Here is a 10,867-nt window from a genome sequence, read left to right as displayed (position 1 = left end):
GGATATTACAGGTCAAAGTGACGGCGGAAGCGGGGGTCTAGTTTGTCGGTTTTCTTTTGGTTGCAGGTGCTGCAGAGGGTTTGCAAGTTGCTGATGTCGTTGCTACCGCCGCGTGCTAGGGGGATGATGTGATCGATCGTCAGTTGGGTTTCTAGTTTGGTTTGGCCGCAGCTTTGGCATTGGTATTTATTGCGATCGAATACGTATTTTCTGACTTCTGAGGGAATCGGGATTCTTGGGGTTTTAGTCATGAATTGTTCGGTAGATTTTCTTGAGTAAAAAGTTGGCGGCGCAAATCGTCAAGTGGTGATTCTGGCGGGCTGATTTCTAATAGATTGTTGTCTGGTGTTTCTTCAACTTCTGGTTCGTCGGGGCAAAACTCTACAGTTATTTTAACTCGAATTTTTCCTTTTTGCCATCCTGGAGAACCAAACCTCAGAACTTTACCTGCTATGCCTGCACCAAATAGCACAGATTTTATCTGCTCATATATATTGAGCGAGTTTTTTATATAAGTTTGAAATTGACCACTACTAATGATTGGATACTTAAAATAGGAATTAACTCCTAAATCTTTATTTAGACTTTCCCATTCGTTTACCAGCCACAAAACTTCTTCAAAATCTAATTTAATAAATCTTTCTTCAGTGTCGTCCTTGCTCATAATTAAACCTGATTTATTTGCTTATTTTGTGGTTGATTTACTAATCGCATTAAATATTATAGGTTATTATACTGCATCCCGGTTAACAACACCTGATAAGACTCGGCGGTTAAAACCGCTTTGGGGGGAAAAATCGAACGTGATTGTGCAAGCCATATCAAATCCCGTAGCATCCTCCTGGTAAAATCCCGTCAACAGTCAACAATCACCGATCGTGCAACTGGAACTAATATAATTAATCTGCGTTAATCTGTGTTTATCTGCCTGTATCTGCGGTCAAAAAAAGAGAATTTCTAGAACCGCAGATGACAATGGATTGACCCTGATTCACGCAGATGATGATAAATGAATTTTATTTGCCCTAATTATCATTGAAATTCAATCAATATCTTTCCCCTCAGAAACAGCAAAAACTGTATCATATTCTCGAATTACAGGCAACAAATGCTCCTGCAGCTTCATCGCCTGCAAACAACTATTAATCCCCGAAACTGCCCGATCGTACTCTTGAATCTTCTGCTCATTCTCAGCTTGCCGCCGCAGATTACCAGCAATTTTCTCCTCAGCTTCCTGTGCTAAATTTTGTTCTAAATAATCGCGGGCTTGACTGTATTTCTGCAAAATATCATCAGCTTGCTTTTGGGCCAGTGGCAACAAATGCTCTTTCAAGGTTTGGTTGACTGTTTGGCGGAAAGTTTGCCGAATAGTTCTAGATACTTTCGGCTCAAAATCTAGCCGCAATAATTGTCGAATTGCGGGTTGGGCATCTACCATATTTTCGCAGTCAAAACCTTGAGAAGTTTGCTGCAATGTTTCCCGGAATTGATAAATCGAAAATGTGCCTTCGTCGTAAAAACGGGGACTTTCTCGCACGTAGCGATCGCACTCCACCCCAGCCGCATTTACCAAAGCATCAGAAACCCGCTTTGATAACTCCTCTAACTGCTGTTCAATGCCCCCATCACTCCCCAACAACCGATAGAGTAATCGATAGTATTCCGACTTGCGAACGCTTTCTTTCAAATACTGGAAATAATTATCAACCAGTGACTTAGTAGCCTCTACTAAAATATCTTCCAACTGATTTGCTAAATAATAAAGTGCTTCCACTAAAACAGCAATTAAAGGTGCTGTAGCATTGCGGGGATGATTCCGCAAAGTGCGCCCGTAAGCCGCCTCAACAGAAAATCCGTCTAACAATTCATCCAAGCGGCGGATCATCCGAGATTGCAGTTGCCGAAAGTCTGTATCGAAAATATCGCATTTATTCATAATCATTTCATTGACTTCTTCGGCGATATGTTCCCGAAAATCCTGTCCGACTTGCTGCAATTCTTGATTTAGCCGCAAAAGTTCCTGTGCTTTCATTGCTTCAATTTCGCGGGGCTGGCTGTCCAAATTCCGCTGAATTGTTTGGTAATGTTTCCGCAGTTGAATGCACAAATCTTCTAAATCGTCAGCGAGATTTTTGAACAGTTGCGGGCGTTTTTCTTCGGTGAGGTAACGGGTGATGGCTGTGCGAAAATCTTCGATACCGCTATCTTGAATTAATTGAGCAATTAATGGTTGTCCTTGTTCTGCAAGAATCCGCACGTAGTTTTCATTTGGTGTTTCGTAGCTGTTGACTGAAATCCGAAATTTGCTGGGAGACAGTTTGCCGGAATTCGCACAGTATCGGTTAAATTCACTGATAAATTGCGGAGTTTCTTCACTATTACCGATCGACTCTGAATCTAATTTATTATCTACAGAAACTCGTCCTTGGCTGCTGGCAAATATTGTATTTAAACCAAAGCGATCGCGCCCTGTTGTCCCCTTAATCAAACTCCCGTAAAATCCCAACAATCCGCTAGTTTTATAAACTCTCGCAGTATCGCGAAAGTCAGAATTAATCAGATTTTCTAACCGCTGTCGCAGTTGGGTGTTGTACCAAGTTTCGTCAATGCGGTTAAAAATGTAAAACAGCCGATCGCGAATTCCGGGATTTCCCCGTGTTTTTTCCATCAACTCGGTTTCTTCCGTCGTCATTTCCCCAGACGAAGCTGCTTTCAAAACGCAGACAACCGCCGAAGTATCGGGGCTTTCAATCTTATCATAAGTCAATTCTGCATCCCGTTGCACTGGTGCATCAATTCCCGGCGTATCGATAATAATATTCCCATCTTGCAGCAGCGGATGATAACAGTAATATTCAACTCGCTTGAGTACAGCACTGTTACTACCCCGACGGGCATAACTAGCAGCTTCCTTGAGATTGGAAAAATTAAACTGTTCCATCGAGTAGGTAGCGTTTTCGAGGGTTTGGATGCGATCGCGATTCGCATCCAAACCTTCTAACAGCAGCATCAAAGCCTTAGCTTGTTTGGCTAGTTCCGATTTATTTTCGCCGCCTTCGGTTTCAATAATTATGTTACATCCCTGAGACAACAGCGACACTACATCTGTTTGATTAATATTAAGTTCAGTAGGCAAACCTAACTTATGGCAAAGCACAGAAGCTTGCTGACTAATCTCAACTTCGCTCAAAAAAGTGAGAACAACTCGCTCTTTATCCGGCTCAGCAAAGGCGATATAACATTCAGTACCTGTCGCGTGTCCGACCGCACTGTAGAGCAATTCCCGCTCTAACAAAGCATTGATCAGCATCGATTTTCCCGCACTGAAAGCCCCGGCAAACACAATCTCAAACTCAGGAGAAATTGCCTTTTTTAGAGAAGCTTGTACCGCTGTAATATCTTGTTGTCGCAAAGACGATTCCTGACGCAGCAGTTGCAGTAAAGAGTCAACTTGCTCTTGCAGATTTGTGCATTGAGGGGGCATTTGAGTCATCGCGGCAGAATGCTCCTAATTGTGGGAAAGTTACCTTAGTATTAATTCTCTGCTAGTTCAGGAAAAATCACAACAGTAATTTTACTCATGTTATCCAGGATTGCTGAAAGTGCGATCGGCTATTCTGGCGACAAATCATATCGTTTACGGTTGTTTCGGAATGATTAAACCGCAGAGGCCGCAGAGGGCGCAGAGGAAGAGAAGAGAGAGATGAATAATTCCGATACCAACGGATTTGTTATTATCTATTTACGGCCAAGTGGCTAAATTTGATATGTCAGTAAAATTTAGCCAAGCATCTCCTAATTTTTTGTACACAATTAGTAGTAAGGCGCTCCTTATTGCGCCCCTACAAAATTAAACTGGCGCCTTGCGTACTCTACATTAAACCGATAAATCCTGACGCGGTTTAAAAGTCTCTATCTGCCGCAACTTTTCGTATAATTCCCGTTCCTCCTCACTAATTTCTTTGGGAATTAACACCTGAATTTCTACCAATTGATCGCCCCGATCGCCATTTCCCGTCGGATAGCCCTTGTTAGCCAGCCGCAACCGCTTTCCAGAGGTTACTCCCGGCGGCAATTTCATCTTTACCAGGCCGTCCAGCGTCGGCACTTCAATCTCTCCCCCCAACACCGCTTCGCTGGGAGTCAGTGGCAATTCGCAGCAAATATCCGACATTTCCAATCGAAAAAATGGATGGGGAGAAACGGTGATTTTCAAATATAAATCCCCGCCACCCATACCTTGATTTCGCAAGCGAATCCGCTGGCCTGATACCATAGCAGGAGGCAGATTCACCTCAATAGTTCGCCCATCTTCCAGACGAATTCGCTCGGTACCGCCCGAATAAGCCCTTTCCAAAGGCAGAGTCAGCCTGGCCTCAATGTCTCTTCTCGTTTCGCGATCGACTGTATCCCGTCGAATTTCGCGATCGTCCACATCCCTTCTGGTTTCGCGATCAACTGTTTCCCGTCGAATTTCGCGATCGACTGTATCCCGTCGAATTTCGCGATCGTCCACATCCCTTCTATCTTCCCTAGAATTAGCTACATAACTTGTTTTCTTAGAAGCCGTACTCCACGGTTCATAGGAGGCTACTCGCGGTGCATCATTCGCGGTCGCCATCCTCACTTCCCGGCGCCTTCCGAGCACTTGATCCAGAAATTTATTAAAATCAGAGTAATCGCTAAAATCGACATCTTCCGCGGGTTTTTTGCGGGTAGCTTTACTGTTTCCCCAACTTTTGAAATTTGGAAGTCGCACCCCTTGCTTGCCTTGAAACCCCTTTTGTTTCCAGAATTTACTAAACTGATCGTATTGAGCCCGCTTGTCAATATCGGAAAGAATATCGTAAGCTTCATTAATATCCTTAAACCTATCTTCAGCCGATTTGTCCCCCGGATTTACGTCAGGGTGCAACTGTCTGGCCAGCCGTCGATAGGCTTTCTTAATCTCATCAGCCGAGGCATCTTTGGGCACTCCCAAAATTAGATAGTAATTGCGAAAATTCTGCATAGTTAGTCATTAGTCATTAGTTATTAGTCATTAGTTATTAATTATTAGTCATTAGTCATTAGTCATCCTGCTTCCCCCCTTCCAACTAGGGACTAATGACTAGGGACTAATGACTAACCACTAATTACAACCAATCGTCGTCATCATCCCAATCGTCGCTTTGATTTTGATAAGGGCGACTGGGGCGATTAGCACTGCTTCTACGATCGCCCATACGATCGCCCATACGATCGCCAATTGGATCGACAGTCGATCGCCTGTACGGTTTAGCATTTTGATAATAGCTGCTGTCATCGCTGCGCCGCTTAGTACCGTCGCCCGTAAAAGTCCGCTTCACAGACTCAAAGAAATCATCATCATCGTCATCATCAGCAAAAGCTGAAACTTCCCTGTTCAAATCGTAAAGAGCATCTTGCAAATCCGAACCAACTTGGTCAACTCCCCGCTCATCATTGCGTTCCAAACTGTCTCGCAATTCCCGAATTAAAGTTTCAATTCGCTGGCGGCTTCTTTGAGCAAACTGCATTCCGCGATCGAGCGCCACCTCTCGCAACTGCCGCTCGGCTTGATAAGCTAAAGCTTCAGCGCGATTGCGTTTTTCTACCCTTTCCCGCTGCAACTTATCAGCTTGAGCAAACTGTTCCGCATCGCGAATCATTTGATTCACTTCCTGCTGAGTCAGCGTCGAAGCACCTTGCACAGTAATGCTTTGTTCCCTACCAGTAGTTTTGTCCAAAGCAGTCACCAACAGCATCCCGTTAGCATCAATATCAAAAGCTACTTGTACCTGCGGAATCCCTCGCGGCGCCGGCGGAATTCCAGTTAGTTTAAACCGTCCCAAAGACTTATTATCTCTGCCTAATTCCCGTTCCCCTTGGATGACGTGAATTTCTACCACAGTTTGGTTGTTTTCAGCAGTGGAAAAAATGTCCGATCGCCTGACGGGAATAGTAGTATTCCGAGGAATCAGTTTTTTCATCACCCCGCCAATAGTTTCCAAACCCAGCGACAGCGGCGTCACATCCAACAGCAGGACATCGCGGACATCCCCCGCCAAAATGCCCGCTTGAATTGCCGCACCCACCGCCACAACTTCATCGGGATTCACATTTTGATTCGGCTCTCTATCAATCAAACTGCGAACAATTTCCTGAACCAAAGGAATGCGAGTCGAACCGCCGACTAGCACAACTTCATCAATGCGAGAAGGACTCAAATTTGCATCAGCCAAAGCTTGTTTCACCGGCCGCCGCAGCCGCTGCACCAAATCTGTGCACAGCCCCTCAAATTGACCGCGAGTCAGCCGCGTTTCCAGATGCAGAGGCCCATCTTCATTCGCATCGATAAACGGCAAATTAATCTCGGTGACACCGACTCCCGACAGCTCAATCTTGGCTTTTTCTGCCGCTTCGATCAAGCGCTGCAAAGCTTGGCGGTTGCGTCGCAAATCAATTCCTTCTTTTTCTAAGAATTGTTCTGCCAACCAATCCACAATTTTGGAGTCAAAATCATTGCCGCCCAATTGAGTGTCGCCGCTAGTTGCTTTGACTTCAAATACTCCGTCTCCCACGTCTAAGATAGACACATCAAAAGTACCGCCGCCCAAATCAAACACTAAAATAGTTTGACTTTCTCGCTTCTCCAAACCGTAAGCCAAAGAAGCCGCCGTCGGCTCATTTAAAATCCGCTTGACATCAAGTCCGGCAATTCGTCCCGCATCGCGCGTCGCCTGTCGCTGCGAGTCGTTGAAATAAGCGGGAACAGTAATTACAGCCCCCGTCACCTCTTGTCCCAGATAGCGGCTGGCTTCATCGGCCAGTTTCCGCAAAACCATCGCCGAAATTTCCTCTGGGGCAAAATCTTTTTTCAGGCGGGGACACTTGACTTTGATGTTGCCGTTTTCTTCGCGCTTAGTTGTGTAAGGGACGCGCTTTGCTTCTGGAGTCAGTTCGGTATATTTGCGTCCGATGTACCGCTTGACGGCGTAAAAGGTGTTTTGCGGGTTGAGAACAGTCTGGCGTCTGGCCATCTGTCCCACAAGGCGTTCTCCTTCCTTTGTGAAAGCAACTACCGAGGGAGTTGTCCGCATCCCTTCTGCATTGGCAATCACAACCGGTTTGCCGCCTTCCATGACGGCTACTACTGAGTTTGTTGTTCCGAGGTCAATGCCAACTACTTTACCCATGCGTCAGTTGTCTCCTGTGGCGTTGTGTGTAGCTTTTTCAATATAAGCGTTAAGTATGATTGCATTTATTGTACCGCGTCGAGAAGCGGGGGCTGCGGGGGGATTGCCTCACTTGGGGCCCTGAGTGCGGTTGGCTGGGTACGGGCTCGTGGATCTGCGCTGCGAGGAGTAGGAGTGTCAACTTCAGAAAGCCGTGTAAGCTGTTTTGGATTTAAATTGTATGGCAAAAAACAATAAAACTCTTGTGGGGTGGGCGTCCCGCCCGCCTCGAACATGAAATTTAAATGCGCGACAGCTTATGTCCATCTTTTGAGAGCAAAAAAAATTTGAGAATTGATTAACTAATGCGTTTTGCTAAACTAAATGCAGCTAGCAGGATTGTTGAGCAAACAGGAACATAAAAATATGACCGTCAACTCTGTTCAAAATTCAGAATCCTCTCAAGAACACTCGATCGTTGACGTGCAACAGACAAGCTGCTGCATTGTGGGATGTGGGCCTGCCGGTGCTGTTTTAGCATTACTTTTAGCGCGGCAAAACATTCCAGTCATGCTGCTAGAAGTACACAAAGATTTCGATCGAGAATTTCGCGGCGATACGCTGCATCCGTCTGTAATGGAAATTATGGAGCAATTGGGTTTAGCAGAAAAATTGCTGGAATTGCCCCATACAAAAATGCGCCAACTCACTATCCAAGCTGCTGGGAATACCGCCACACTCGTAGATTTAGCCTGTCTCAAAACCAAGTATCCTTACATCACTATTCTTCCCCAAGTCAAGTTTCTCGAATTCATCACTGCCCAAGCGCAGCGCTACCCCTGTTTTCAGCTAGTAATGGGAGCTAATGTCCAAGAAACGATTGTAGAAAATGGCGTTGTGTGCGGAATTCGCTACCGGGGACGCGGGGGATGGCATGAAGTACGATCGACCCTCACTGTCGGTGCAGACGGTCGCTTTTCCCGCCTTCGCCAATTAGCAGGTTTTGAACCGATTAAAACTTCCCCGCCGATGGATGTCCTGTGGTTTCGTTTGCCGCGCAGTCCCCATGATGCCCAAGATTTCGGCGTGGGAGGTCGAGCTGTTGGAGGCCATTTATTAGCCATGATTGACCGCTTGGATTATTGGCAACTCGGTTACATTATTCTGAAAGGCAGTTATCAGAAATTGCGCGAATTAGGAATAGAAGCTTTGCAAAAATCTGTTGCTGAATTAGCACCAGAATTTGCAGATAGGGTCGAGCAACTAAAAGATTGGTCGCAAATTTCTTTTCTGTCCGTTGAATCGAGTCGCCTTCCCCGCTGGTATCGTCCCGGTTTGCTCTTAATTGGGGATGCCGCTCACGTCATGTCGCCCGTAGGCGGTGTGGGAATTAACTATGCTATTCAAGATGCTGTCGTCGCGGCTAATGTACTCAGCGCCTCCCTGAAAAACGATCGCGTGCATCTGTGGGATTTGGCAGAAGTGCAGCGACAGCGGGAGTTGCCCACACGCGTCATTCAAGCATTTCAGTCGTTTGTACAGGAGCGAATTATTAAGGGGGCATTAGATACCAATCGACCGTTTACACCGCCACTTTTGTTGCAGTTACCAATTTTGCGAAATATTCCAGCGCGATTAATTGGTTTTGGATTAAACCGGGTTCGGGTGCGAAATCAATGAGATACACCAATCCTAAATATAGAGGTAGAATGACGCACGGGTGGTCAGAAACCGGTTTTTTTGACGAAAATCTTTCGCACTCACCCACATATTCGGTAAAAAACCCGGTTTCTTTGGCATAGATGAGTAATTCCTGACTAGATTAAATTTCAGTACAAACTTAAAGAGGCCAGAGTTATGCAAAGTATTAAAGTACGATCGCGGGTCGGTGGGGACGGGATGTTGCATTTGCAAGTCCCCGTTGGGATTACAGATACAGATTTGGAAGTTATTGTAGTTTTCCAGCGCATATCACCGGCAACTGAGGCTAAAACACCGGAAGATTTAGGCTGGTCGCCCAGTTTTTTTGAGAGAACTTTTGGGTGCTTTCAGGATGAACCTTTAGTGCGGGGAGAACAAGGGGAATTTGAGGAACGGGAGGAATTGCTGTGATTTATTTGCTGGATAGCAATACCTGTATCGGTTACTTGAACGGTAGAGCAATTGGAGTTTTGCAAAGGTTACAGGCTCTACCTTCTGAGGAGGTGGCAGTGTGTTCTATTGTTAAAGCTGAACTGTTCTATGGAGCTAGGAGAAGCAACAATCCCGATCGCTCCATCGCCCAACAGCAAGATTTTTTTAATCGCTTTATATCTCTTGCCTTTTGATGACCAGTCTGCCGTAATATACGGTCAAATTCGCGCTAAACTAGCTGCATCTGGGACACCTATCGGCCCTAATGACCTCTTGATTGCCTCTATTGCTCTTGCCAACAACCTAATTCTTGTAACTCACAATACCCGTGAGTTCAGCCGCGTTGAGGGTTTGCGTCTGGAGGATTGGGAGATAGAGGTCTGAGTTAGATGTATCGAGTTTGCATATACTCAAAATCAAAACTTCTTCCAAAACAAAACAATGCTTGCGACCCAAATAACATTATGAAATTCACCTTAGATGTAGAAAACAACCCTACAGGCTGGCCAGACCACACTCAGCTACCCGAATCAGACGGTACTTTTGTGAAAAATTTCCAAGAACATCCCCAAAGCATTCTGTTAACCGATTCAATTACTCCCGTCTTCCAAAGCATTCATCCAGATGGTAACTATTGTATCGGTCAAGACAGCGGTATTTATTGGCGATTAACTGAGCCGCTAGAACGGGGTGCGGAAGCACCGGACTGGTTTTATGTGCCTAATGTTCCGCCAACTATTGACGGTCAATTGCGCCGTTCTTATGTGATGTGGCAAGAATTTGTAGCACCGTTAATTGTGTTAGAATTTGTATCGGGCAATGGTGCAGAAGAACGGGACAGAACGCCTTTATTGCGTTCCGGTCAACAGGAAACTAAGCCGGGTAAATTCTGGATTTATGAAAATGTGATCCGTCCGGCATTTTACGGGATTTATGAAGTAACTAAGGCTAGCGTTGAAGTCTATCACCTGATCGAAGATAGGTATCAATTAGTTGCTGCAAATGAGCGCGGTCATTATCCCATTGAACCGTTAGGAGTGGAATTGGGAATTTGGCAAGGAAGGTATCAAAATGTTGAGTTACCTTGGCTGCGCTGGTGGGATAGTGCAGGAAATTTGCTGTTATCGGGAGCAGAAAGAGCTGAACAAGAGCGGCAAAGAGCCGATCGCGAACAGGAAAGAGCTCAACAAGCAGAAGACCAATTAGAGCAATTGCGCGCTCAGTTGCGCTCGGCTGGAATTGAACCGCAATTGTGAGAGAAATCATTGCTGAAAGGGAATTGGGGGAATAAAAGGGCGATCGCGCTCGGCTGCTCTATTTCCTTGCAGCAGGCGATCGCCCCCATCCCCAGCGATCGCACCTAAAAACTTTACAATGGCGATCGGGATTTGAATCTGCTAAAAATGTCAGGGCCGGTACTATAGCAATCCTAAATCAGTTGCAAACTAATCTGGCTTCACTAATCATGATTAAGTTGGTATTAATTCAGGGTTTTCCACAAAAAAGTCATACATATATAATTTGTAAAAATCAAAAATCTGACAATGAGTTACCAGCAT

Annotated in this window: 9 protein-coding genes; 4 read left to right on the top strand and 5 right to left on the bottom strand. The window is 45.4% G+C overall.

Annotated elements, in window-relative coordinates; genetic code table 11:
- Positions 1-5 precede the first annotated feature (5 nt).
- The 5 genes from ACUVJL_RS22005 to dnaK all read right to left on the bottom strand — a co-directional run bounded on the left by ACUVJL_RS22005 (position 6) and on the right by dnaK (position 7,196).
- The gene (locus tag ACUVJL_RS22005; RefSeq protein ID WP_445247781.1) at positions 6-251 is read right to left on the bottom strand and encodes an HNH endonuclease; all 246 of its coding nucleotides are present in this window, start codon (positions 249-251) and stop codon (positions 6-8) included.
- Complete coding sequence (locus ACUVJL_RS22000) at positions 248-664, bottom strand: KGK domain-containing protein (RefSeq protein ID WP_445247780.1); 417 nt, start codon at positions 662-664, stop codon at positions 248-250. Before ACUVJL_RS22000 ends, ACUVJL_RS22005 begins: the two co-directional genes overlap by 4 nt.
- Before the next feature lie 378 nt (positions 665-1,042).
- The gene (locus ACUVJL_RS21995; protein WP_445247779.1) at positions 1,043-3,493 is read right to left on the bottom strand and encodes a dynamin family protein; all 2,451 of its coding nucleotides are present in this window, start codon (positions 3,491-3,493) and stop codon (positions 1,043-1,045) included.
- A gap of 384 nt (positions 3,494-3,877) precedes the next feature.
- Positions 3,878-5,011, bottom strand: coding sequence for a DnaJ C-terminal domain-containing protein (locus ACUVJL_RS21990; RefSeq protein WP_445247778.1), 1,134 nt, complete (start codon positions 5,009-5,011; stop codon positions 3,878-3,880).
- 124 nt (positions 5,012-5,135) lie between these two features.
- Positions 5,136-7,196 carry a molecular chaperone DnaK gene (gene dnaK, locus ACUVJL_RS21985; protein ID WP_445247777.1) on the bottom strand — a complete coding sequence of 687 codons (2,061 nt, stop codon included), beginning with the start codon at positions 7,194-7,196 and terminating at the stop codon, positions 5,136-5,138.
- Between the two features lie 405 nt (positions 7,197-7,601).
- Between dnaK and ACUVJL_RS21980 the strand changes: the two genes are divergently transcribed.
- From ACUVJL_RS21980 to ACUVJL_RS21965, 4 genes are all read left to right on the top strand, one after another.
- On the top strand, positions 7,602-8,855 hold the full coding sequence (locus tag ACUVJL_RS21980; protein ID WP_445247776.1) for an FAD-dependent oxidoreductase: 1,254 nt from the start codon (positions 7,602-7,604) through the stop codon (positions 8,853-8,855).
- Positions 8,856-9,032: 177 nt separating this feature from the next.
- Positions 9,033-9,287: a hypothetical protein gene (locus ACUVJL_RS21975; protein WP_445247775.1), complete on the top strand. Its 255-nt coding sequence runs from the start codon at positions 9,033-9,035 to the stop codon at positions 9,285-9,287.
- Between the two features lie 129 nt (positions 9,288-9,416).
- On the top strand, positions 9,417-9,692 hold the full coding sequence (locus ACUVJL_RS21970) for a PIN domain-containing protein (protein ID WP_445247774.1): 276 nt from the start codon (positions 9,417-9,419) through the stop codon (positions 9,690-9,692).
- A gap of 80 nt (positions 9,693-9,772) precedes the next feature.
- Positions 9,773-10,564 carry a Uma2 family endonuclease gene (locus ACUVJL_RS21965; protein ID WP_445247773.1) on the top strand — a complete coding sequence of 264 codons (792 nt, stop codon included), beginning with the start codon at positions 9,773-9,775 and terminating at the stop codon, positions 10,562-10,564.
- Positions 10,565-10,867 lie beyond the last annotated feature (303 nt).

It is taken from the genome of Microcoleus sp. OTE_8_concoct_300 (assembly GCF_031383065.1).
In the GTDB taxonomy this organism is placed as follows: Bacteria; Cyanobacteriota; Cyanobacteriia; order Cyanobacteriales; family Microcoleaceae; genus Microcoleus.
The sequence above is the reverse complement of the archived record's forward strand: the minus strand, read 5'-3'. Positions and strand labels throughout refer to the sequence as shown.

Excerpts from the sequence above, each read along its gene's own strand:
- ACUVJL_RS22005 (WP_445247781.1), bottom strand. The coding sequence starts at position 251 with ATGACTAAAACCCCAAGAATCCCGATTCCCTCAGAAGTCAGAAAATAC.
- ACUVJL_RS22000 (WP_445247780.1), bottom strand. The coding sequence starts at position 664 with ATGAGCAAGGACGACACTGAAGAAAGATTTATTAAATTAGATTTTGAA.
- ACUVJL_RS21995 (WP_445247779.1), bottom strand. The coding sequence starts at position 3,493 with ATGACTCAAATGCCCCCTCAATGCACAAATCTGCAAGAGCAAGTTGAC.
- ACUVJL_RS21990 (WP_445247778.1), bottom strand. The coding sequence starts at position 5,011 with ATGCAGAATTTTCGCAATTACTATCTAATTTTGGGAGTGCCCAAAGAT.
- dnaK (WP_445247777.1), bottom strand. The coding sequence starts at position 7,196 with ATGGGTAAAGTAGTTGGCATTGACCTCGGAACAACAAACTCAGTAGTA.
- ACUVJL_RS21980 (WP_445247776.1), top strand. The coding sequence starts at position 7,602 with ATGACCGTCAACTCTGTTCAAAATTCAGAATCCTCTCAAGAACACTCG.
- ACUVJL_RS21975 (WP_445247775.1), top strand. The coding sequence starts at position 9,033 with ATGCAAAGTATTAAAGTACGATCGCGGGTCGGTGGGGACGGGATGTTG.
- ACUVJL_RS21970 (WP_445247774.1), top strand. The coding sequence starts at position 9,417 with ATGGAGCTAGGAGAAGCAACAATCCCGATCGCTCCATCGCCCAACAGC.
- ACUVJL_RS21965 (WP_445247773.1), top strand. The coding sequence starts at position 9,773 with ATGAAATTCACCTTAGATGTAGAAAACAACCCTACAGGCTGGCCAGAC.